The 20479-nt window shown below is 56.9% G+C and carries 29 protein-coding genes; 28 read left to right on the plus strand and 1 reads right to left on the minus strand.

Features of this window, described 5'->3' with window-relative positions; translation table 11 throughout:
* Positions 1-26 precede the first annotated feature (26 nt).
* The 8 genes from ACO07T_RS13825 (at position 27) to ACO07T_RS13860 (ending at position 3539) form a co-directional block, all read left to right on the plus strand.
* Positions 27-203, plus strand: coding sequence for a hypothetical protein (locus ACO07T_RS13825; RefSeq protein WP_422049897.1), 177 nt, complete (start codon positions 27-29; stop codon positions 201-203).
* Complete coding sequence (locus ACO07T_RS13830) at positions 200-658, plus strand: hypothetical protein (protein ID WP_422049898.1); 459 nt, start codon at positions 200-202, stop codon at positions 656-658. The genes ACO07T_RS13825 and ACO07T_RS13830 overlap by 4 nt, the downstream gene beginning before the upstream one ends.
* Entirely contained in the window at positions 655-975 is a 321-nt protein-coding gene (locus tag ACO07T_RS13835; RefSeq protein ID WP_422049899.1) for an HNH endonuclease, read from the plus strand. The genes ACO07T_RS13830 and ACO07T_RS13835 overlap by 4 nt, the downstream gene beginning before the upstream one ends.
* A complete protein-coding gene (locus ACO07T_RS13840) occupies positions 972-1814 on the plus strand; it encodes a YdaU family protein (protein WP_422049900.1) in 843 nt (280 codons plus the stop codon). Before ACO07T_RS13835 ends, ACO07T_RS13840 begins: the two co-directional genes overlap by 4 nt.
* Positions 1699-2139 (plus strand): hypothetical protein, encoded by a 441-nt coding sequence (locus ACO07T_RS13845; RefSeq protein WP_422050523.1) that lies wholly within the window; start codon positions 1699-1701, stop codon positions 2137-2139. The genes ACO07T_RS13840 and ACO07T_RS13845 overlap by 116 nt, the downstream gene beginning before the upstream one ends.
* Complete coding sequence (locus tag ACO07T_RS13850; RefSeq protein WP_422049901.1) at positions 2136-2474, plus strand: helix-turn-helix domain-containing protein; 339 nt, start codon at positions 2136-2138, stop codon at positions 2472-2474. The genes ACO07T_RS13845 and ACO07T_RS13850 overlap by 4 nt, the downstream gene beginning before the upstream one ends.
* Before the next feature lie 201 nt (positions 2475-2675).
* A complete protein-coding gene (locus ACO07T_RS13855; RefSeq protein ID WP_422049902.1) occupies positions 2676-2891 on the plus strand; it encodes a hypothetical protein in 216 nt (71 codons plus the stop codon).
* A gap of 21 nt (positions 2892-2912) precedes the next feature.
* Entirely contained in the window at positions 2913-3539 is a 627-nt protein-coding gene (locus ACO07T_RS13860; protein WP_422049903.1) for a hypothetical protein, read from the plus strand.
* Positions 3540-3794: 255 nt separating this feature from the next.
* Here the strand turns inward: ACO07T_RS13860 and ACO07T_RS13865 are convergent, their stop codons facing one another.
* Positions 3795-4184 (minus strand): thermonuclease family protein, encoded by a 390-nt coding sequence (locus tag ACO07T_RS13865; RefSeq protein WP_422049904.1) that lies wholly within the window; start codon positions 4182-4184, stop codon positions 3795-3797.
* A gap of 96 nt (positions 4185-4280) precedes the next feature.
* Between ACO07T_RS13865 and ACO07T_RS13870 the strand changes: the two genes are divergently transcribed.
* From ACO07T_RS13870 to ACO07T_RS13965, 20 genes are all read left to right on the plus strand, one after another.
* Positions 4281-5465 carry an SGNH/GDSL hydrolase family protein gene (locus ACO07T_RS13870; protein ID WP_422049905.1) on the plus strand — a complete coding sequence of 395 codons (1185 nt, stop codon included), beginning with the start codon at positions 4281-4283 and terminating at the stop codon, positions 5463-5465.
* An 87-nt stretch (positions 5466-5552) separates the two neighbouring features.
* Positions 5553-5843 (plus strand): HNH endonuclease, encoded by a 291-nt coding sequence (locus ACO07T_RS13875; RefSeq protein ID WP_422049906.1) that lies wholly within the window; start codon positions 5553-5555, stop codon positions 5841-5843.
* Between the two features lie 122 nt (positions 5844-5965).
* Complete coding sequence (locus tag ACO07T_RS13880) at positions 5966-6364, plus strand: P27 family phage terminase small subunit (RefSeq protein ID WP_422049907.1); 399 nt, start codon at positions 5966-5968, stop codon at positions 6362-6364.
* On the plus strand, positions 6342-8123 hold the full coding sequence (locus tag ACO07T_RS13885) for a terminase large subunit (RefSeq protein WP_422049908.1): 1782 nt from the start codon (positions 6342-6344) through the stop codon (positions 8121-8123). The genes ACO07T_RS13880 and ACO07T_RS13885 overlap by 23 nt, the downstream gene beginning before the upstream one ends.
* Positions 8124-8133: 10 nt before the next feature.
* Positions 8134-9390 (plus strand): phage portal protein, encoded by a 1257-nt coding sequence (locus ACO07T_RS13890; RefSeq protein WP_422049909.1) that lies wholly within the window; start codon positions 8134-8136, stop codon positions 9388-9390.
* Positions 9377-10213, plus strand: coding sequence for a head maturation protease, ClpP-related (locus ACO07T_RS13895; RefSeq protein WP_209065649.1), 837 nt, complete (start codon positions 9377-9379; stop codon positions 10211-10213). The genes ACO07T_RS13890 and ACO07T_RS13895 overlap by 14 nt, the downstream gene beginning before the upstream one ends.
* A 16-nt stretch (positions 10214-10229) precedes the next feature.
* Positions 10230-11459 carry a phage major capsid protein gene (locus ACO07T_RS13900; protein WP_422049910.1) on the plus strand — a complete coding sequence of 410 codons (1230 nt, stop codon included), beginning with the start codon at positions 10230-10232 and terminating at the stop codon, positions 11457-11459.
* 55 nt (positions 11460-11514) lie between these two features.
* Positions 11515-11649: a hypothetical protein gene (locus ACO07T_RS13905; RefSeq protein WP_422049911.1), complete on the plus strand. Its 135-nt coding sequence runs from the start codon at positions 11515-11517 to the stop codon at positions 11647-11649.
* A gap of 6 nt (positions 11650-11655) precedes the next feature.
* Complete coding sequence (locus ACO07T_RS13910) at positions 11656-12222, plus strand: head-tail connector protein (protein ID WP_422049912.1); 567 nt, start codon at positions 11656-11658, stop codon at positions 12220-12222.
* Positions 12219-12542, plus strand: a complete 324-nt coding sequence (locus tag ACO07T_RS13915; RefSeq protein WP_422049913.1) for a phage head completion protein — start codon at positions 12219-12221, stop codon at positions 12540-12542. The genes ACO07T_RS13910 and ACO07T_RS13915 overlap by 4 nt, the downstream gene beginning before the upstream one ends.
* A gap of 8 nt (positions 12543-12550) precedes the next feature.
* Entirely contained in the window at positions 12551-12943 is a 393-nt protein-coding gene (locus ACO07T_RS13920; protein ID WP_422049914.1) for a DUF3168 domain-containing protein, read from the plus strand.
* Positions 12943-13347, plus strand: a complete 405-nt coding sequence (locus tag ACO07T_RS13925; protein WP_422049915.1) for an HK97-gp10 family putative phage morphogenesis protein — start codon at positions 12943-12945, stop codon at positions 13345-13347. The genes ACO07T_RS13920 and ACO07T_RS13925 overlap by 1 nt, the downstream gene beginning before the upstream one ends.
* A gap of 27 nt (positions 13348-13374) precedes the next feature.
* Complete coding sequence (locus ACO07T_RS13930) at positions 13375-13545, plus strand: hypothetical protein (protein ID WP_422049916.1); 171 nt, start codon at positions 13375-13377, stop codon at positions 13543-13545.
* Between the two features lies 1 nt (position 13546).
* Complete coding sequence (locus ACO07T_RS13935; protein WP_209065643.1) at positions 13547-13990, plus strand: phage tail tube protein; 444 nt, start codon at positions 13547-13549, stop codon at positions 13988-13990.
* The gene (locus ACO07T_RS13940) at positions 13990-14517 is read left to right on the plus strand and encodes a gene transfer agent family protein (protein WP_422049917.1); all 528 of its coding nucleotides are present in this window, start codon (positions 13990-13992) and stop codon (positions 14515-14517) included. Before ACO07T_RS13935 ends, ACO07T_RS13940 begins: the two co-directional genes overlap by 1 nt.
* Positions 14518-14522: 5 nt before the next feature.
* Positions 14523-16721, plus strand: coding sequence for a hypothetical protein (locus tag ACO07T_RS13945; RefSeq protein ID WP_422049918.1), 2199 nt, complete (start codon positions 14523-14525; stop codon positions 16719-16721).
* Positions 16721-17431 carry a hypothetical protein gene (locus ACO07T_RS13950; protein ID WP_422049919.1) on the plus strand — a complete coding sequence of 237 codons (711 nt, stop codon included), beginning with the start codon at positions 16721-16723 and terminating at the stop codon, positions 17429-17431. The genes ACO07T_RS13945 and ACO07T_RS13950 overlap by 1 nt, the downstream gene beginning before the upstream one ends.
* The gene (locus tag ACO07T_RS13955; protein WP_422049920.1) at positions 17428-18042 is read left to right on the plus strand and encodes a hypothetical protein; all 615 of its coding nucleotides are present in this window, start codon (positions 17428-17430) and stop codon (positions 18040-18042) included. The genes ACO07T_RS13950 and ACO07T_RS13955 overlap by 4 nt, the downstream gene beginning before the upstream one ends.
* Positions 18039-18410, plus strand: a complete 372-nt coding sequence (locus ACO07T_RS13960; protein ID WP_422049921.1) for a DUF6950 family protein — start codon at positions 18039-18041, stop codon at positions 18408-18410. Before ACO07T_RS13955 ends, ACO07T_RS13960 begins: the two co-directional genes overlap by 4 nt.
* A complete protein-coding gene (locus ACO07T_RS13965; RefSeq protein ID WP_422049922.1) occupies positions 18404-20473 on the plus strand; it encodes a hypothetical protein in 2070 nt (689 codons plus the stop codon). Before ACO07T_RS13960 ends, ACO07T_RS13965 begins: the two co-directional genes overlap by 7 nt.
* The last annotated feature ends 6 nt before the right edge of the window (positions 20474-20479 follow it).

Raw genomic sequence — 20479 nt, forward strand, 5'->3', positions numbered from 1 at the left:
GAAGCGCAAGAGTGGCGGTGGTCTGAGTGATGATCTTCTTTCGCAACCGCCGCATTCGCAAGGCACTGGCCGCGCGCCGCGCCGCTGAGGCTCTTCTGGCTGACGCTGTAGAGCGCCGCGACACACGTGCGCAGAGAGCCGCCACAGATCGCCTGCGCAACGCCACGCACGCGCTCATGAAGGCAGAGGGGTTTGGGGGATGAGTGATCATTTCAAAGTAACCCTGCCTTTGCCGCCGTCCGTAAACAGCCTCTATCAATGTCGCGGTAAGGCGATGCAGAAAACGCCCAAGTGCAAGGCTTGGTTTGATGAGGCGGGCTGGCGAATGAACGAAGCACGGGCCGGTGGTCGCTTTAAGCCGTTGCCACCTGAGGTCTGGTATTGGACTGATGTTCGCCTGCCTGAAAACCATTTGGGCGACAGCGACAACCGCCTCAAGGCCCTTCATGATCTATTGCACATGATGGGTGCCACACCTGATGACAGGTGGCTTCTAGGCGGTACCTACATGCGGTGCTCTGACGTGGTGTCCGGGACTTGTGAGGTCGCTGCGATTTCCGTTCCGCAGGGCATCAAGACCTGGAACGAAGAAGTCCAGTTGCTTGCCCGCCAGATTTCAGGCTCCTCGTTGGTTGGGCATCGGGGGCAGATCTCATGAGCATCTCATTTCGACCCGTCAAGGACTTTGAAACTCGGAGCAAGGTCACCCTTCGCAAGAACCTGAGCGCATTGGACGTTGAAGTGTTCTCGCGTGATGATTGGAGGTGCCACTACTGTGGTAGCCCTCACGCCTTAACGATTGACCATATCGTCCCAAAGGTGAGCGGCGGCACCGACGACCCAATTAATCTTGTGGCAGCCTGTCGCTCCTGCAACTCGAGCAAGCGAACCAAGGGCTATGAAGAATTCAAAGAATGGCTGTCAGCCGAAATGGCTGCATATGAAACGATGGTTTCGTTTGGGGGTGAGGTATGAGTCTGCCATTCTTCCCGCTATATGCCGACGACTTCGAGGCTGACACAGCACACCTGACCCTTGCAGAGGATGGGGCTTACAACCGCCTCCTGCGCCTCTGCTGGCGATCTCCTGGCTGCAAAATCCCCGCAGATGAGGCATGGGTTTTCCGTAAACTTCGTGCCCACTCGGAGGAGGACAAGGAGACGGTTCGGATTGTATTGGAGGAGTTTTTCAAGAAGCGCGCGGGCAAGCTTTTCAACCCAAGGCTCCTGAAAATCTGGGAAGAGTCCAATGCAAAGCACGAACGCCGAGTTGAGGCGGGCTCAAAGGGTGGTCGCGCTAAGTCACTGAAAAATAAAGAAGTGACCTCTAGCAATGCTAAAGCAAAGCTCAAGCAACCAGAACCAGAACCAGAACCACAGTTAAGAGAAGATACTGACGTATCTTCTTTGTCGCCTGACGACGACGTGCGTCCGGTGGATGAAATCGCTGCCGCTGTCTCAGCTTACAACGAAACCGCAGCCGATTGCGGTTGGCCTAAAGTCCAGAAACTCAATTCGTCTCGGAGGTCGGCGCTAGCTGCCCGGCTGCGTGAGGCGGGAGGTGTGACTGGCTGGTGCGCAGCTCTTAGCAAGGCCCGAGCGTCCCCTCTGTGCAACGGAGAGAACGACCGAGGCTGGGTCGCAAACTTCGATTTTCTTACCCGTCAATCTTCATTCGCAAAACTGATGGAGGGCAACTATGACCAACGTTCCCGCACACGTCACCAAACTCCCCACACCGACGCCACGGCTGACGCAATCGCTATCGCCGCACGAAGTCGAAGACCATCGAGCCCGGATCGCCTTCGAGGTTGAGATCGTGCTGCAGGGGTACTGGCAGGCTCCGCTTTCCCCCGAGATGAAAGGCGCCGTTTTGGCTGACTGGTGCGATGACCTTGAGGACTGGCCGCAGGATCAGGTGCGTGCGGCATTGCGCGAATGGCGCAGCCGGAACCCATCGAAGAGGCCGAACCCAGGCCACATCTCTGAAATTCTCAAGCTGTGGCGAGGGCGGGAGTACGCGTCCAGCCTGCCGCCCAAGGCAGAAGGCGCACGAGATGCTCCCTGCACGAAAGAGCGCGCCAAGGAGATCATGGAGGAGGTTGGTTTTCGGCCGCGGAAATTCGGAGGTTCGAAATGACCACCTTTGCCCAGATCCTTCACAGCGTTTCAGAGGCCCGCGGCGTTCCAGTGCAAGCCATTCTCAGCACGCGCCGCTGCCACCAGATCGCCCACGCTCGCCAAGAGGTCGCCTTCCTTGCGCGCAACCTGACAACCATGTCCTTGCCCAGCATTGGCAAGCGGCTGGATAGGGACCACACGACGATCCTTCACAGCCTGAGAGCCGTCGAGGCGCGCATGTCGCAAGACGACTATCGGAACCAGATCGAAGCGATTGAGGAAAGCCTCAAGCCGCAATTCATCCGCCACAACGCCATGGCATTTTCCAGCACAAGGAGCGCAGCGAATGTTTGAAAAAGACCTTTTGCACCGTCAGCCTGTCCGTAAGCCACATGATACGCCGCTGCGCTTGCACCTGACACTGTCGGAGACCCAGCGTCGATTCCGGCGCGAGGGTGACGTTTGCTTGGTTCCGGTCATGAGCACCCAGAGCGTTGTAAAGGAGCCTGTGGCTCCGGTCACCCTGCCGCCCCGCGCACCATGGGAGGCAAGCCAGTGAAGTGGCCGGTGATGCCGCGCTCCGAGTTCAACGGGTTTGTTCGCGATTTGAATGAGCAGTTCGAGGAGTTCTCTGATGAACTGGTGGATGTGCTTCGCAAGCGCTTTTGTGAGCATGATGAAGAAATAGCCGATCTCAAAGCGCAAGTTCGCCAACTTAAGACGGAGCTCGAAGCTGAGCGCCGTCTACGCCTTGGCGCCCGGCGCCGATAACCAACAAAGGGACTTTGAACCATGGGCAAGGGCGACCGCCGCAATAAAGTGAAGCAGAAGCCGCTCAGCCTTCCGGGGCTGGCGCCAACACCTCGCCCGAAGAAGCGGGGCAAGGCACGCATGACAGAGATAGCGCGGGAGCAAGATCCGCAGCGCGTTGTTCTGTCGGCGCGCGCACGAATGATGGGCAAGGAAAACACATTGCAGAACAGAAGCGATATGAGAACACAGGCGCTTGGGGAGGCCGCAGGGCGGGCCATCTATCTCGCCTGCGATGAGGATGAGGCGGCAAAGCTCTGGGATGTATACGCGGGGCTGACAGCGACTGAGGCGCGGTATTCGCGGCTGGTGCTGGGTAAGAGCCTTCACGCCAAGTGCGCAAAGATCGAGATGATGCCTGAGCGCTTCGAGACACGCGAGGATGACAGCCCCGATCTTCGCAGTGAGGATGAAAAGCACCGGGATGCGGTCAACGCCTGGGCGCGCTGGCGGGGATACATCGGCCACCTTCACAGCCACCAGCAGCACGCCATATGGGCAATCGCCCGCGACCGAGTCCAGCCGATCTATGAGGCCGAGCTCACCCAGCCCGGACGCCTGTTTGTCGAAGCCCTGCGCGCGCTCGCAGAAGTTGTTGACGGGGCATAGGTGAACATCTAATATTATGCCAACGGCATGGTTTGTTCAGTGAGCAGATCGTGCCGTTTTTCGTTTCGGAGGTCTTCGCATGACCATTGGTGAGAGACTTATCAAAGCCGCCCGTGAAGCCCGCGAGGGTTATGGCGGCGACAAGGTCCGGAGCATCGTGCGCTGACTGCGTTGTGCTCCTTGAGCGCGGTAGCTTGCATTTGGGTTAGATCACAAGGCGGCAAGCATAATGGAATGCGTGTGTGACCGCCGCGCTCAGCAATACCCAGCCCGCTTGATACGTGATCGGGCTGCGCGTGTTTCAAACTCACGATACCGCCCACCTGAATACCTGGCACAGTCCAGAGCATGACCTGCAGAGATAACCGCGGCCCCGATATCCTGACCATCGGCAAAGCAAACCCCAATATACCGATCATAAGACCGCTGCCCGTTCAGCTGGCATTCCACAGACTTGCCGCGCAGGTAGTTGACCATCCACCGCTTGGCGTTCTGGCCTGACCGTGTTCCCAGCTCTGGCGCATCCACGCCATTGAGCCGCACCGGTGTACCGTCAACGACGATCGTATCAGCGTCACGCACATGGACGCCGGCATAGGCAGGGACAGCACAAAGGATGAGGGCGGCAGAAATCAGTTTCTTCATGCAGCCTATGTGTGGATGCGAGCCCGCGCCGCGCAAGCATGAGGCGAAAAGAAACCCGGCGCGATGCCGACCCACCACAGACCGATAGAGGTTCCCATGGCTCAAAAGCTTGCCATGCTGGGCGACAGCATGATCGATACCGGCTTGGACAAAGACAACCTGCGCACCTTTGACCGCTGGATCTCCGGCCCGCTTGTGTCTCTGCTCGGCCCTTGGTTCCTGGACTACTACAACCACGGCGTAGGCGGGGAGACGATCTCCGACTGCTTGGCGCGCGTTGGTGATGTGATTGCAACCGATGCTGACTGGGTGCTTGTTGAGTGCGGTATCAACGACCTGTCCCGCCCAGACACCACGCTTGAGAGCATGATCAACGACTACAAGAACCTGATCCGGGCGCTGACAGCTGAGGGCAGGAAGATCGTTTGCTGCACTGTTCTGGAGCGCAAGCGCATCTCAGAGGGTGGCGCCGTGGCTGACGCTCAGTACGCGATCCGGCCACAATTCAACAACTGGCTGCGCAACCTGAAAGGCGCGGGTGTTGTTGCTGGCATCGTTGATTTTGATTTCTACGGTCACCGACTGAATTACTCCGCTCTAAACGATGCTGATGACGGCACCCACCCCAACACAGATCGTTGCGTCGAGATCGCTGGGGTGGTCGCAGCTGGCTTGCGCGAAGCTCTCCAAGCTGAAGGTTTATCGCCCGCCTCCCTTGGCGCAAACCTGCTCAGCACCCCTCAGTTCATGGGTAACGAGGGCACAAGCAACAGCGGACACATCGCGGGCAATATCGCCACAGGCTGGCGCTTTCTGGATGCGCAAACCGGCACTGAGCAAATCGCCTGCGAAACGCTGCTCGATGCTCAAGGAGGCACGCAGACGCTCTCACTGTCAGGCGCTCCATCGGGTTCAGGCCGTGCCCTGTACTTCCGCGACAACCAGTCAAGCATCGACCTAACCTCGGGCCAAACAGTCTACACGTCCTTCCGCCTGAAAACTGCGGGGCTCAAGGGCGTCATCGGTGTGTTTTCTCAACTCCTGCTGCCACTGTCGGGCGGCAACCAATACCTGACAGCTATGCAGTCGCCCTCAACTGACGGTGCGCTCCCATATCGGCAGGTAGCCGCAAACATGGACGCAGAGCTGTTCTCCATCCCCTACACTGCGCCGGAAGACCTCACTGGCTGCACATTCCGCATTGGCATCGCCTTTATGGACAACGCTGACCTTTCCGGCTCTGTGCTCCTCTCAGATGCCGCCGTGCGTGCAACTCAATAACCTCAGGGCATGGTGGCCATCCACCAAACGTGGCAATGGCGCAAGCTGCGCCCCAAGATCTTAATCAGAGACAACTGGACCTGTCAGATGTGTGGCGTGGTTCTCCGTGAGGGCAGGCGTCAAAAGACAGCAGCAGTAGTGGACCACATCAGGCCATATGATCTTAGGCCAGACCTAGAGCTTGAGCCTGACAACCTCTGGTCCGTCTGTAGGGACTGCCACGATAGGGAATGTAGACGGATCGAGGACAAGGCGCGGAGCATACGTCAGTGGACGCCACGTGGTGCGGACTGGATCGCTTCGGAGAAGATGAGGTTCAGGTTCGTGTCGCTGGACGGGTCAGTGGGTGGTCCCGGTGGTAAGCCATCTCGGGCTTGATGCGGTGCCCTCAGCCAGCTGCAGGGGGGGGGTGGTAAAAGTGCAACAGGGTCGGTCGGCCGCTACCCGCGCCCAAGCTTCATTTTCGCGCAGATCAGTTTTCAAAGGGGGGTGGGGGTCAATTGAAGAAGCCGGTTTACAAACGCCTCTTTGCCCAAGCTGAAGACGGCGAAGCCCGTGCCAAATTTGCTGACGCCGAATGGAAGGCGCTTTGCGAAGCGCTTGATGCGAACGGCCAGCTAAACGAGCAGCGAAAACGTATAATCGACCGATTGGTAAGGGAGCGCGTTGAATACGAGTTTCTCTATCCTATCGTGTCCGAGCATGGGCCCATCAAAGTCGGGCCAAATGGTGGCGACGTTTTCAGTGGCGAATGGTCCGCGCTCCAAAAGATCAAAGATCAAATCCTAAAGCTCGAAGAGGCGTTGAAACTTACGGTTCCAAAGAGTGATGAAGCCCCGAAAAAACCAAACACAAAAGCGCCGGCACAGAAGTTCCTTGGCAGACTTGGACCCAACTAGCGAATATGCGCGAAAGGTGCTCGACGGCGAAATTGTGGCGGGAAAATACGTCAAGCTGGCATGCGAGCGCCATTTCTCAGATTTGGAGGCTGGTCCGGAGCGAGGGATCTACTTCGACTATGACGCTGCGCAGGAGGCAATCGAGTTCTTCCCGGCGATGTTCACCATCACGGATGGAGCAAAGGCGGGCGAACCATTCCACCTCTTGGATTGGCACAAGTTTGTCGTTGGCTCGCTATTTGGCTGGTACAAAAATGGGCGTCTTAGGTTCAGATCTGGGTGGCTTGAAACTGGCAAAGGGCAGGCGAAATCACCGCTGATGGGCGGCATATCGCTCTACATCTGCGGTTTTCGAGAGATACCGCGAGCGCAATGCTACGCTATCGCCTCCAAGCTTGATCAGGCGAAGATCCCCTTCAAGGATGGGGCCGCGCTGTGTCGGGCGGAAATTCCGGAGATGGGAGAAAGCCTAGAGGCCCGCGGCGATGTGAGTATTTCCGGCAAAGGTGAAAATGCCTGGAGGATTGAATTCCCTCACAACAGCTCTTTCTTCGAAGCAAAGGCGACAACAGACAGCCTTTCAGGGCCGCGGCCAGACTGTGTGATCGCTGATGAGGTTCACGAATTTCAGTCGGTGAAGCCCATTGAGCTCTGGGAGGCCGGGATTGCAAAGAAAGCGGGCTCAGCTTTCATGCTGTTGGGAACAAATACACCTGCGATTGATCAGATCGTGGGCACAGAGAAATCAGAATACTATCAGCGCCTACTTGAAGGCATTTTTGATGATGATGAGGCGTTTGCATACATCGCGCGGGTCGATGATGACGATGATCCCTTTCAAGATGAAGAGTGCTGGATCAAGGCAATGCCAGCCCTTGGGATAACCTTCGGTTATGACAACGTAAGAGGCCAAGTAAACACAGCTCGGAACGATGAAGCCAAACGGCTAACTGTATCGCGCCTGTATTTCGGAATTCCCGTTGGCTCCAGCGGATTTTGGGTGGATGAGGCCGAGTGGCGAAAGTGCATTGGCGAGGTCAGTGAGCAGGATATTGAGGGCAAAAAGTGCTTTCTGTCGCTGGACCTCTCGGAGAAAAACGACCTCACGGCTCTTGGCGCGGTCTTTAAGGGTGTGGATGACAGGCTTGCCGCAAAGCTCTGGTACTGGACCACGCCGGGCGGTCTTGAGCGGCGCTCCACATTGGATCGCATCCCTTACAAGGTCTATGTCGAAAAGGGCGAGCTAAGCGTCACTGAGTCCGCAGTCATCGATTACGAATTTGTCGCAATGCAGATCAAGGATCTGGTCTCAAAGCATGATGTGGACAGCCTTACGATTGACCCCTCTTTCTGGGAAAAATTCAGAGACGCCTGCGAGAAGATCGGTCTGAAAGTCTGGGTTTACGAGGGGCCAGAGGAGCCGGAAGGCGAGGGGCTTAAGGTTGTTCGCCATTCGCAGGGTACGAAAGTCGCGTTTGGCGAGCGCAATTTGTGCATGCCTCATTCAATCACCCGCCTAACCGACAAGGTTTTGACCGGCGATATCGTGATCGAGACGAACCGACTGACGCAATATTGCGCGGCCAACACTGTGATCCGCACGGATGCGATTGGAAACCAGATGTTCGACAAGTCACGGCAGCGCGGCCGGATGGATGGAATGATCGCACTGGCGATGGCCACCGGCGCCTCTGAGGGGGTGAAGGTGAAGGCAAATGAGCCGAGCATCTATGAAAACCACGGCATTCGTACCGTGTGAGGGAGCTTGAATGAGCGTGTTTAACATTTTCCGCCGCAGCGAACCGCAGGCGGCATCTCATTCGTCGGTGAAATCTATGGCGGGCGACCTTGCAGCATTCAACGGCCTTGATGACCCTGCGCTCTATGAGTTCATCCGTACCGGTGGCGGCAACCTCACCGAAAGCGGTGAGACCGTAACCATCAAATCCGCAATGCGAAACACAACCATCATTCGTTGTGTTTCGCTGATATCCTTCTCTATAGGCATGCTGCCGCTTCATCTTCAGAGGAAAGATGACAAGAGCAACGCCACAGAACACCCGTTGTTTCGGCTTCTTCACCGAAGGCCAAACCCCTGGCAGACTTCTTTCGAATTTCGCACTTTGCTGGAGCAGAGGGCGTTGCAGCATGGTGACGCGTATGCTCGAAAGGTCTACAGCGGCAACAAGCTGCTGTATTTGATCCCGATGAATCCGGCGCATGTGACCGTGCGCCAGCGCGATGATTGGTCTCTCGAATACCGCCTGGACCGCCGAGATAAGTCTCCGTTGGTTCTGCCCCAGCGCGAGGTCTTCCATCTTCGCTACGGGCTTTCTGATGACGGCATTTCCGGCATCTCGCTGGTGAAACAATCCGCAGAGGCTATCGGCCTAGCATTGCAGGCTGAGAAAGCAGCGGCCCGCTTGTTCCGTAACGGGATGATCGTTGGGGGCGCGTTGAAACATCCGGGAACTCTGAGCCCCGAAGCGTATGAGCGTCTTCGAGCCAGCATGAACGAGGACGCAGGCGCAGAGGGTGCCCATAAGTGGAAGATCCTGGAGGAGGGGATGGAGCTTCAGCCTTCTGCCCAGTCCAACAAAGACAGCCAGGCAATCGAGAACCGCAAGCACCAAATTGAAGAGGTCGCACGCCCATTCGGTGTTCCCCGTCCATTGCTTGGGATGGACGATACATCTTGGGGCTCAGGCATCGATGTCCTTGGTCAGTTGTTCGTAAGATATGGGCTCAATCCGTGGTTTGAAGCTTGGCAGCAGGCAATTGAGCGGGATTTGCTCACGGAGCGGGAGGCGGATCTCTATGAAGCCAAGTTCAACCCCGGTGCGCTGCTGCGCGGGTCGATGAAGGATCAGGCGGAGTTTTTCGCCAAGGCGCTCGGTTCTGGCGGCCATCAGCCTTGGATGGAATGGCAAGAGGTCCGCGAAGTCATGGATCTTCCAGCAATCGATGCGGCACCGCCTCCACCACCGGGGCTTACAGGAAAAGGAGCTAAAAATGAGCCTTCGTGATCTACCTGACCTCCAGGTCAAGAAGTTGCCTTCAGTATGCGCTTTTGAGGCTGATCCCATCGCGTTGGAGCGTTGGAATGCTGGCGTTCAAGCGCGTGACAGCGACGATAACACCATCACAATCCTGGACGTGATCGGCGAAGACTACTGGACCGGTCGAGGGGTGACTTCTGAGCGTATTGCGGCTGCACTGCGCAGGATCGGCTCACAAGACGTTGTTGTGGAGATCAACAGCCCGGGAGGCGACTTCTTTGACGGTATCGCCATCTACAACATGCTGAGAGCGCACCCTCACAAAGTTACAGTGAAAGTGATCGGTCTCGCCGCATCAGCCGCTTCAGTAATCGCGATGGCTGGCGATGAAATACAGATTGGCAAAACTGGGTTCATGATGATCCACAATGCCTGGACCATCGCTCTAGGCAACCGGCATGATCTCATTGAGGCGGCTGAAACGATTGAGCCCTTTGATGATGCCATGGCGACGCTGTATGCATCTCGCTCTGGGGATGAGAAATCCAAGGTTATTGCATGGATGGATGACGAGACCTGGTTCAACGGCGAACAAGCCGTTGAGGTGGGCTTGGCTGATGGTTTCCTCCCAGCGGATGCTGTGACCGAGGACCAAACCAAAGCCAAGGCGATGGAGGGGGTCAACGCGACACGACGCATCGACGCGCTCCTCGCTAAATCTGGAATGCCAAGGACAGAACGCCGTGCGCTTCTGTCTGACGCAAAAGGGGGCAAGCCGGACGCTGCTCCAACCGCTACGCACGACGCTGGCGAACTCGCGGCTCTCGCCAAGGGCCTTTTCAAAATCTGAACCAAGGAGAAGCATTATGAATATGCATTCCGCACCCGCGAAGCCTCGCGGGATCGTTGCCGTGCGCGCTGATGCGTCCGGCGATATGAAGAATATCCTGACCAATCTGCAGAAGGACTGGCAGGCCTACAAAGACACGCAGGCTGAAAAAGACAAAGAAGTGGAAAACCGCTTCGATGATGTCGTCACGACCGAAAAGTTTGATCGCATCGACGCCAGCGTTTCGGATTTGCAGGCCGCTGTGGATCAAGCCAACGCCAAGCTGGCTGCTTTCGAAATGAATGGCGGCGCTGAAGGCGAGCGTGATCCTGAGTACAGCGAGTCCTTCCGGGCACACATGCGCAAAGGCGATGTGCAGGCAGCGTTGAACAAAGGTGCCGACGATGAAGGTGGCTATCTCGCTCCTACAGAGTGGGACCGCACGATCATCGATCGCCTGTCCGAGGTGTCGCCGATGCGGCAGATCGCTGATGTTCAGAAGGTCGGCAAATCTGGGTTTACTGTCCTGATCAACCAAGGCGGCACCGGTTCCGGCTGGGTGGGCGAGACTGACGCACGCCCAGAAACGACCACACCAACCCTTGTTGCCTTCACTCTGGGCAATGGCGAAATCTACGCCAACCCGGGCGCCACGCAACAGATGCTGGACGATTCTGAGATCAACCTGGAGTCCTGGCTTGCTGGCGAAGTCGATACCGAGTTCGCAGAACAGGAAGGCGCAGCTTTCGTTGCAGGCAATGGGACCAACAAGCCCGCAGGCTTCCTGAGTTTCGCAACCGGTGGTGTGAACGCAAACCGCAATCCTCTGGGCGCTGTTGGGGTTCTTTCGGCGGCTGGCGCTCAGGCAGTCACCGAAGACGAACTGCTGGACATGATCTACGACATTCCGTCTTCTTACTCGGCTGGCGCGCGTTTCATCATGAACCGCAAAAGCATGGGTAAAGTGCGGAAGTTGCGCGATGGTGATGGCCGCCAGCTGTGGCAGCCCTCCAGTCAGGCGGGCCAGCCGTCTCAATTGCTGGCTCATCCGCTGACTGAAATGCCTGACATGCCTGATATGACCAGCGGCGCGCTTTCGATCGGCTTTGGCAACTTCAAGCGCGGCTACCGCATCATGGATCGCTGGGGTGTGCGGATTCTGCGTGATCCGTTCACAGCAAAACCAAAAGTTCTGTTCTACACCACCAAGCGTGTGGGCGGTGCTGTGATCGATCCTCGCGGCCTTCGTGTCTTGCGGCACGCGTAAATCAATTGATCCGTCCCATCCTGGGGCGGACTTTACCCCTCTCAGGAGACAGAAAATGGCAACGCAAAAAACGGACAAAGACCAGGTTCAGCAGCCGAAAACTCGCCGCGCAATGACCCCCGAGGAAGCGAAGAAACGCGGTCTGGACCCGGCCGCTTATGGCAAGCCGTCCTCAAAATCGAAGGACTAGAAATATATGTTCCGCCCCATTTTGATCACTCCCCCATCCGAGCACCCCATCACCGTTCACGATTGCAAGGAGCATGCCGTTGTTGACTTCAACGAAGACGATGCGCTGATCCTTGGTTACATCGATGCGGCTATGGCAAAGCTTGACGGATACAGCGGTGTCTTGGGGCGTTGCATTATCAACCAAACGTGGCAACAGGGCTTCCCATGCTTTCAGCGGGAGTTTTTGCTGCCAGTTCCAGACGTATCGGCTGTCTCGATCAAGTATGATGACGCCGAGGGTGTGGAGCGGGAAATTCCAGCCGACAGCATCAAGTTCTATCCCGCGCCGCTTGGAACACTCGTTGTGATTTCGTCTGGGTTTTCGTTTGCGGCATTGGAATCCGGCAACCGGGCGCCGGTTAGGGTTGAGTTCACTGCGGGCTTTGGCGGAGCGGGTGATGTACCCCAACCCATCAGGGTTGCAATTCATCAGATTGTCACCCGCCTGTATGAGGACCGGTCAGGCGATAGTGGCGATCTCAGTGCATCGGTCATGAGCCTCATCAGCAACTATCGGTGGACCCGCGTATGATGCGCGAAAACGTAGCTTTCGATGCTCCGGTGCTTTCGCCGGATGGCTCTGGCGGTCACGAGCGAGAATGGGCGCAGCGCTATTCCTGTCGCGCCAAATTCATCTACTCGCGGGGATCAGAAGCCGTTTCGGCAGCACGGTTGGAAGGGCGCGCAATCTATAAAATCAAAGTCCGGCAGTGTGATGCATCAAGGGTCATTAAGGCGGATTGGCGCATGCGCGACACACGTCGAAGCGAGGCCTACAACATCCGTGAAGTTGACGCGATCACTGACCCAAAGTGGGTTTATTTGACCGTGGAAAGTGGGGTGGCTCAATGAGTGCTTCCGTGGAATTGCAAGCTCTGATCTACAGCACCTTGATCGCGGACGCCGGCGTTTCTGCACTGGTGGGTGAAAAGGTATTCGACGGTCGTCCCGACGAAACACAGTATCCGTGCATCACATTTGGTCCGATGGATATGAGCCCCGATGACATGGAAGGCATTTCCGGGCGAGAAGAGACGATCCAGATCGATATTTGGTCCCGCGATGGGGGGCGGCTTCGACCGTGCAAGGAGATCGCAGATGCTGTGAAGTCGGCGCTTCACTTGGCGGATCTGTCACTCGCGACGAACTGTCTTGTGAAGGTCGAGGTTGAGAGCATGCGCGTGTTTCTGGATCGCGATGGCCTCACTGCTCACGGCGTCATCAGCGTTATGGCCGATATCGAAGAAGCCTGATGGTTGAAGGTCTTGACCGGTTCAATCGTCGCTGGAAGGCGATCCCGAAAAACGCGCGGATCAATGTGCGCGCCGCGATGGAAGACGCCGCCACTGACATCGTCGAAGAGATGTGGTCGCGCGCGCCATATGATGATGGTGTTCTCGCGGCTTCCATCGGATGGACCTGGGGGGAAGCCCCGGCTGGAACTCTGACCATCGGAACCGTTGGCGGCCGCGAGTACGGCGCGATGCGCATCACGATATTTGCAGGCGGAGGAGATGCGTTTTACGCTTGGTTTCAGGAATTTGGGACGCAGGATATGCCTGCAAACCCGTTCTTTTACCCAGTTTGGCGGGTGCGCCGGAAAAACGTCAGATCCCGCATTTCTCGCGCGATCAGCAAGGCGATCCGCGAGAGTTAAGTCCGCTCATCAAAGAGGGAACTTCGCATGAAAGTCACTATTGTGAACGACACGACCTATCGCGTGTCTTCAGCGGTTTCGCAGTCATTCAAGGCGAAGCCTGACCCTTTGAACCTTCCAAAGAAGACCGCACAGGCCCTCATCAATCGTGGGGATGCAGTGCTTTTCGACCCAGAAACCAAGCATCAAGGAGATTGAAATGGGAACGGGAAAACAGACCACACGGCTGGTCATTCAACTTGGCGACGGCGCTGATCCAGAAGTATTTGCACATACCTGTGGCGCAAACGCGTTCGGCGTGACGCTCACCAACAACCTCGGCGAAAACGTGGTCTTGGACTGCGACAATCCTCTGGACGTCCCGGCTGCGATCGTGCGCCATCTGGAAAGCCAAGATACCAGCGTCACGATTGCTGGTATGGTTGCCATGGAGTCTTGGCCCACGTGGCGTGCATGGGCGGATACCGGCGCTGAGAAAAACATCCGGCTGAATATCGATGAAAGCGCCGCTAACAACGGCGGCCATTGGACGCTGCCTGCATTTTTGCAGCAACTTGAGATCAACAAGCAGAGCAGCGGCAAGGTGTCGTTCTCGGCAAGCATCAGTGGCGCCGGTCAGCGCGTATGGGCTGACGCAACCTGATGGCGGAAATTGTTCGTGAATGGGCCGGAAAGCCTCGGTGCTTCCGGCTCGACTTCGGGAAGGTCTTGGATCTCGAACAGGCAGCTGGCGAGGGCATCGGTGCGATTTTCCTGGCGGTGATCGGTGGGCAGTTCAAGGCGGCCTACGTGTATCACACAATTCGCCTTGCGCTGATCGGCGGCGGTGAGCGGATTGTCGATGCTGACATGCTGATCAAAGGCCACTTCGACCTGCGGCCTTACATGGAGAACGCGGCTCTTGCTGGTGAAATCCTGACCGCCTTGATGGCAGGGATTGAGCCTACTGAAAGCGACGAAGATACCGAGCCGCAAGGCCCGATGGTGTTCTCTGAAGTCAGTCAGATTTGTCAGGTGTTCAACATGTCCCCGCTCGATCTACGGGCGATGGAGTATGCAGACTTCGTGAATATGATCCGCGGATTCAACGCTGGCAGCGAAGATAAAATCCCACACATCAGCGAGGAAGAATTTGAAGACATTCTCCGTCGCTATGAGCCCGAGAAGTAGACTGCATGACCCGTTCCGTTGAAGACTCTCTTGTTGTTCGCATGGAAGCTTCGCTGCGCAAGTTTGAGCGTCAGATGGAGCAGGGGCGGAAGGCCGCGGTTAGATCGGCGCGGGGTGCAGAGGCTGCTTGGGGTAAGGCGGGGAAGCAGATCGCTGCCAATTCAAACCGTGCGGCCGTCGGCTTGCAGCGCGTAACCAATGTTTCCGGGGCTGGTCGCTTCGTTCTTCAAAACACGGCCAATCAGATCGGCGACATCGCGGTCCAAATGGGTAGCGGTACAAGCGCTAGCCGCGCACTGGGGCAGCAGCTGCCCCAGCTTCTGGGTGGTTTTGCCGCCCTCGGTGGGACGTTGGGGGTGGTCGGGCCTTTGCTTGGGACCGTATCGGCTTTGGCGATACCTGTTGCAGCAGGCTTATTCAGCATCGGTGAGGATTCAGAAGAGGCAGGCAAGAAAACAAAGACTTTCACTGACAAAATATCGGCTGCGATGGTTGCGTTGTCAGAAGTTGACAAGGCGATGTCTAACCTTGCGTCCGGGGGGCTCAGAGAGCTCCTTGAGAAGTATGGGGAGGCAAGCGAAGCTGTACGAGAGCTCCAAAAGGAGTTGTTGGACATTGAAGTTAGAGCCGCCAAGGTTGAGGTCGGCCAAGTCTTGGATAGTGCGCTTGGTGACAAATTTCAGGCTGAAATTGAAAAGGTATTTGGTGGAATTGGCGGGGCAGTAGCTGAGACCACGCGCCAAGAGATTTTAGACCTTGCAAATGAGGTCTCGCGAATGCAGGCAAGCATTTCGCAGCGCGAAGAGCTGGGAGTAATCGTTGACCCATCTGAGGGCCGTCTGCTGGCAGAGATGCGCGAAGAACTAGCCCTGCTAAATGGCGATTTAAAATCCTCTGGAGATCTCGCGTCCGAGATCAAGATTGATCCAGACCTGCTCGTCCAGATCAACACAGCCCGAGATGCATTGAAGGGGGCGGTTGCCGAGGGGGATTTCTCAGGAGTAGCAGATGGCTTGTCGCTAGTTCGCGACCTGCTTACCGAAGCAGGAACTGAGATTGACCAAGGGGTTTTGGACGGATTGGTCAAGGCCGACGATCTGTCTCGTCAGGCGGCTGAGAGGTTCAAGCAGGCAGCGAAGGCCGTCGATGAGATATCAGAAAACAGCAGCAATATTCCTTTGTCTCTTCAGCCAGCTGTAGATGCTGCCGCCGAGCTTGCTCAGCAATTAGGCGTGTCAGTTGGATTAGCTGAGCGTTTGGCTTCGTTTGGTGATCAAGGACTAGGTCTGAACGGAGATCCGTCTGGTAAAGTCTATTCAGGTCGTGGCTCTGACCCACGCTCTCATGGCGGAAGAGCGATCGACATCCAGACAGCGGAAGCTGCCGAGTTCCTCGAAAACTACAAGGATCCTTCAAAAGGCGCCCGCGCAAAGGCCGACAGGGAGCGCAAGCAGCCTCTAGGTGAAGCGCAGAGCCTATATCGAAGCACGCGTACCGAAGCTGAGCGCTACGCCATCGAAATTGAGCGTATTAACGAGCTGCACCGTCAATTCCCGAAAATCATCACCAGCGACGTGCGAGATCGTGCAATCGACGCTCTGAAAGAGGGCGCCACTGAGGTTGGTAAGATGGCGCAGATGATGGAGCGCAGTTTTGAGGATGCGTTTGCCAGTCTCGTGACGGGTGCGGGAAGCGGTAAAGATGCTTTGCGCGCCTTCTTTGCTGACATCAGCAGGATGGCTATTCGCAACGTCGCTTCAAGTTTTGATATCTCCGGGCTGATGACTGGCGCGTTTGGTGGCTCAGGCGCATCTGGCGGATTGCTTGGCGGTAAAATTATCCCCGGCATTTTGCACAGCGGCGGTGTTGCTGGGCGCGACGGTTATGGGCATGGGAGATCGTTCTCTTCATCTACATGGGCGGGTGCTCCGCGCTATCATCAAGGCGGAATAGCAGGACTGAAGCCGGGTGAAGTGCCAGCCATCCTCAAGAAAGGTGAGCTTGTTGTTCCGGAGGGTGGCAGTGTTTCCATGCCTGGCGCAGCGCAGCCCATGGGCACCGTCCAAGTCGAAGTCTTTGTGAATGATGACGGCAAGATCGGCGCCATAGCCCGCTCCGAAGCTCAGGACGTGGCCGTGCAGGTCGTCCGAGGCGGCATCCAGCAGAACAACTACCAGATTTCCCAGATGGACAAGCGCAAGTAATGGCTATCATCGATCTACCTCAGAGCCTGAGTGACAGACGGTCAAACGAGAATTTCTGGCTCCATGGCCAAACCGTTTCGGCAGGCGTTGGCCTTGATGGGCGTGAGCAAATCATGTTCGCCGAAAACCGCATCTGGCGCGGCAAGCTCGATCTGGCGCATCTGTTTGGTGGAGACATACTTGCAGCCCGGTCTGTGGGTACAAGATTGCGTGGTCGCGCCAACCTGCTGCGGTTGACCTTCTGTAATGTTGGCACTGTGCGTTATTTGGGCGATCTGGCGCGGTTCTACGCTGAGGCAAATGTGCGCGCGGAGGACGTTGCGAGAGGATATATCCCCTTTTCTGATGGTGCGGCATTTGGCGACGGATCTGGGTTTGCACTGCCAGAGAATGACGAGCCAACTGCTGTTGTTGATGCTCCGAAGGATGCAAGCGAGATCCAAATTGGCGGATATATCGGTCGGAACGCCACCGTTGGCGCGCGGTTCTCTATCAATGACTTTCTGTATGAGGTCGAAAGCAATGACTCTGGTGAGATCACATTTTCGCCGCCACTTCGGGAAGCGGTGAGTGCGGGCACTCTGGTCAAATTCTCTGAGCCGACTTTTCTGGTACGATTGGAGGCCGATCGCGGATGGGAGCCATTCACACAGTACGGGCGCCTTAATCGGCCAATGTCTGTGGATGTGGTGGAGGCTTTTGACCGGTGACACTCGCCTTTCTTGAGCACCAGCCCGCAGAGTTTCATGGCCCAATCATGGACGCCTTGGCGCGCGAGGCTGTTGAGTTCGCGGTGATGCTGCATTTCGATTTTGCCACTTACCCGGTTCGCATAAGCAACCGCACAGTGCCTTTCACCGATTTGGAGGGGCAGGAGTGGCGCGCGGGCGGCGGGATGCTGGTGGGCATGCCTGACCTCAGCGGCGGGCAGGGGCAACTCGCCCCCTTGCGCGAATACAGCCTCGGCATGCCGAAAGACCAGATGATCGAAGGCGATTGGCGCGGTGAGCTGGTGGAGCTGGTGTCAGACGTTTCAGAGTACCGCAGCCGGGATTATGGGCTCTATGGCCAGATCTTTACAGAGGGTCGTCCTTTGGGCCTGCCGTTCGCCATGGACATAGGTTTGATGGACCGCATGAACGTTCAGTTCGGCAATGGCGGGGCCGTCGCTACGCTGGGCTGTGAGGGACTTCTGGCGCGAAAGGGTGTGCCAGCCTATGGGATGCAGACCTATTTCGACCAGAAGCGCCGACATCCGACAGATGAAGGATTTCAGTTCGTCACGGAAAGTGGCCGGCTGATTGTTTGGACCAACTGGTGACCCTCTCAGATTTCATCGCAGACACCCTCTCGGAGCCTTTCGAGTGGGGTCAGAACGATTGTGCGCTGTGGTGCGCCTCGGCGGCTCTCGCATGCACAGGCTTTGACCCAGCTGCGGACCTCAGGGGCACCTACAACACATGGTTCGGGTGCCGCCGTGTGATCATGAAGGCAGGTGGCCTAGAGGCGCTGATTGCGCCCAGAATGGAGCGCTTTGATCCTCTGACTGGCGATGGCGTGGCGATTGTCCGGATCGCGGACCAAACGATTTGTGCGGTCATCATGTCGGGGCGCGCTCACGTAAAGAAGAAGGACGGCAGCCTGATGATCGCAGAGCGTTTTGAAGAAATCAGAGGTTGGTCATGGTAGCGGCGATTGCGGCTGTCGTGCCTGCGGCTCTAGGATCGTCGATCACGCTGTTTGGTATTCCACTTACTACGGCAGTTGGCGGGCTTACTCTGGCCGGAAACCTCGTGAACCTTGGCGGCACGTTGCTGCTCAGCTCAGCGGCCAATGCTATTCTTGCCCCGGACGTGCCAAACATCACCCCTGAGAACGTACAGACCAACAGCAAGACCGCGACCGGCCCGCGCCTTAAGCACGTGGGGGTGACAAAGACCGGCGCCAATGTGGTGTTCCATCGGGCCAATGACGGCTCTAGCTATCGCCTGATGGTGCATGGGCATGGAGAGATTAACCGTGTCCTCCAGTATTATCTGAACAACGAGCCTGTTGACTTAGATGGCAGCGGGTTTGTGACAGATTTGCAGTATCAAGGGTATGGCAGGTCTCGGGTTCAAATCCTCTCACGTTTGGGCCGCGTTCCTGAGGCGCATTACCAGAAGCTGACCGACATTTGGCCTGAGTGGAGCCCGAACCATCGCCTTGACGGGCAGTGGACAAGCCTGATCGTCTGCGAGAGCGTGGCGGCCCAGCATTTTCGGGGTATGTATCCGGCGGATGAGCCCGCCCTATTTGCGTTGGCCGAAACCTCGAAGCTCTATGACCCGAGAACCGGTGCGATCGCGTTCAGTGAGAACCTTGCCCTGGCGATTGCGGACCTGATCACGTCCGATGACGGCTTTAATCGCCCAAATGCGGTGGATTGGGGCAATATCTCCGAAGAGGCAGATCTTTGCGATGAGCAGGTTCCGCTCGCCTCTGGGGGCACCGAGGCGCGCTATCGGGTGACAGGTTCATACGGACTGAACGAAAAGCCTCAGGAAGTTCTCAATCGCATGCTTCGCGCAGGCGGTGGACAGGTTCGGCTAAAGCCAAATGGCAAGGTGAGCATAGAGCTTGCACGTGAGCGGGACGCAGAGTTTACCCTGCAATACAAGCATCTGCTTGAGGTCGCTAATCTTGACGCTGGCCCGGATGGGCTCGACCGATACAACGTTCTTCCCGGTCGGTTTGTGAGCCATGACCTGAGCCATGTCGAAGTGGATGCAGAGGCTTGGCGCGATGAAGCGCGCATTGCCGCAGATGGCGAGGAGCTAGTGGCCGGTGAGGCCTATCAGGCGCTTATGTCTCCAAGCCACAGGCAGACCCGTGGGGCCATGAAGGTCAAAATGGGGCGTGACAATCCCAAGCAGAGATTGCGGCTGGTGTGTAAGCCTGCTGCTCTGCCAGCCGCATATGAGAGCGTTATCGCTGTTGAGGTGCCAGAGTTGCGCATCTCGGGGAAATTTGAAGTCAAAGAGCACAATCTGAGCTTTGAGCAGGGCATGCTGCGGGCGGTCGCGCTGACGCTGCATAAGATCGAAGATGAGGCATTTTCTCTGGCGCTAGACGAGCAGGGGGCTGTGCAGGAGCTGCCACCGCCTGACACGCCTTCTGGCATACCTCTGCCGGAAAACTTTGCTGCGGCTGGCGCAGGCATTCAGAGTTCGCAAAATGTCTTTAGCGCGGGTATTGCGACCGCTTGGCAAGCGCCTCCCAGCGATGCGCTCTCACCGGTCTTGAAATATGCGCCGGCAGGAACAGGGGCGTGGGTTGATGTTGCGGTCGGGGAAGGTGCGAACGATCATCACGTCGTCGGCCTTATTGATGGGAATGGCTATGACCTGTGGTTTGCCTGGGTAACGCCGGGCGGTTTGGTTGGGCCGGAGGTGGTCCAAGAAAACGTCATTGCTGTTGCTGCGTCCACTCCCCCATCGGCGGCTACAGGGCTGAATATTGCGGATAATGGAGACGGATCTGCAACGGTGTCCATGACAAGCTCGGTAAGCGCGTCTTTGTGGCAAACAGAAGTTTACCGGGATGGGACATTGGTTGCGACGTTCTATGCCGGAATGGTCGGGCCAGACACCTTCTTTGAGTTCATCGACAACAGCGGATCCGGAACCTTCAATTGGACCGTGAGGTCTATCAACGTTTCCAACGTGCCAAACCTAAGCGATGCAGGGCCGGTGAGCGCCACCATCGCATGATTATCC

This window comes from Shimia sp. (assembly GCF_965227725.1).
In the GTDB taxonomy this organism is placed as follows: Bacteria; Pseudomonadota; Alphaproteobacteria; order Rhodobacterales; family Rhodobacteraceae; genus Shimia.

What these genes read in the sequence shown, in the direction of transcription:
- ACO07T_RS13860 (WP_422049903.1), top strand. Translation starts at nt 2,913, where the DNA reads ATGGGCAAGGGCGACCGCCGCAATAAAGTGAAGCAGAAGCCGCTCAGC.
- ACO07T_RS13895 (WP_209065649.1), top strand. Translation starts at nt 9,377, where the DNA reads ATGAGCCTTCGTGATCTACCTGACCTCCAGGTCAAGAAGTTGCCTTCA.
- ACO07T_RS13940 (WP_422049917.1), top strand. Translation starts at nt 13,990, where the DNA reads ATGGCGGAAATTGTTCGTGAATGGGCCGGAAAGCCTCGGTGCTTCCGG.
- ACO07T_RS13865 (WP_422049904.1), bottom strand. Translation starts at nt 4,184, where the DNA reads ATGAAGAAACTGATTTCTGCCGCCCTCATCCTTTGTGCTGTCCCTGCC.
- ACO07T_RS13845 (WP_422050523.1), top strand. Translation starts at nt 1,699, where the DNA reads ATGACCAACGTTCCCGCACACGTCACCAAACTCCCCACACCGACGCCA.
- ACO07T_RS13830 (WP_422049898.1), top strand. Translation starts at nt 200, where the DNA reads ATGAGTGATCATTTCAAAGTAACCCTGCCTTTGCCGCCGTCCGTAAAC.
- ACO07T_RS13905 (WP_422049911.1), top strand. Translation starts at nt 11,515, where the DNA reads ATGGCAACGCAAAAAACGGACAAAGACCAGGTTCAGCAGCCGAAAACT.
- ACO07T_RS13900 (WP_422049910.1), top strand. Translation starts at nt 10,230, where the DNA reads ATGAATATGCATTCCGCACCCGCGAAGCCTCGCGGGATCGTTGCCGTG.
- ACO07T_RS13935 (WP_209065643.1), top strand. Translation starts at nt 13,547, where the DNA reads ATGGGAACGGGAAAACAGACCACACGGCTGGTCATTCAACTTGGCGAC.
- ACO07T_RS13835 (WP_422049899.1), top strand. Translation starts at nt 655, where the DNA reads ATGAGCATCTCATTTCGACCCGTCAAGGACTTTGAAACTCGGAGCAAG.
- ACO07T_RS13925 (WP_422049915.1), top strand. Translation starts at nt 12,943, where the DNA reads ATGGTTGAAGGTCTTGACCGGTTCAATCGTCGCTGGAAGGCGATCCCG.
- ACO07T_RS13930 (WP_422049916.1), top strand. Translation starts at nt 13,375, where the DNA reads ATGAAAGTCACTATTGTGAACGACACGACCTATCGCGTGTCTTCAGCG.
- ACO07T_RS13945 (WP_422049918.1), top strand. Translation starts at nt 14,523, where the DNA reads ATGACCCGTTCCGTTGAAGACTCTCTTGTTGTTCGCATGGAAGCTTCG.
- ACO07T_RS13915 (WP_422049913.1), top strand. Translation starts at nt 12,219, where the DNA reads ATGATGCGCGAAAACGTAGCTTTCGATGCTCCGGTGCTTTCGCCGGAT.
- ACO07T_RS13875 (WP_422049906.1), top strand. Translation starts at nt 5,553, where the DNA reads ATGTGTGGCGTGGTTCTCCGTGAGGGCAGGCGTCAAAAGACAGCAGCA.
- ACO07T_RS13890 (WP_422049909.1), top strand. Translation starts at nt 8,134, where the DNA reads ATGAGCGTGTTTAACATTTTCCGCCGCAGCGAACCGCAGGCGGCATCT.
- ACO07T_RS13870 (WP_422049905.1), top strand. Translation starts at nt 4,281, where the DNA reads ATGGCTCAAAAGCTTGCCATGCTGGGCGACAGCATGATCGATACCGGC.
- ACO07T_RS13910 (WP_422049912.1), top strand. Translation starts at nt 11,656, where the DNA reads ATGTTCCGCCCCATTTTGATCACTCCCCCATCCGAGCACCCCATCACC.
- ACO07T_RS13850 (WP_422049901.1), top strand. Translation starts at nt 2,136, where the DNA reads ATGACCACCTTTGCCCAGATCCTTCACAGCGTTTCAGAGGCCCGCGGC.
- ACO07T_RS13840 (WP_422049900.1), top strand. Translation starts at nt 972, where the DNA reads ATGAGTCTGCCATTCTTCCCGCTATATGCCGACGACTTCGAGGCTGAC.
- ACO07T_RS13965 (WP_422049922.1), top strand. Translation starts at nt 18,404, where the DNA reads ATGGTAGCGGCGATTGCGGCTGTCGTGCCTGCGGCTCTAGGATCGTCG.
- ACO07T_RS13950 (WP_422049919.1), top strand. Translation starts at nt 16,721, where the DNA reads ATGGCTATCATCGATCTACCTCAGAGCCTGAGTGACAGACGGTCAAAC.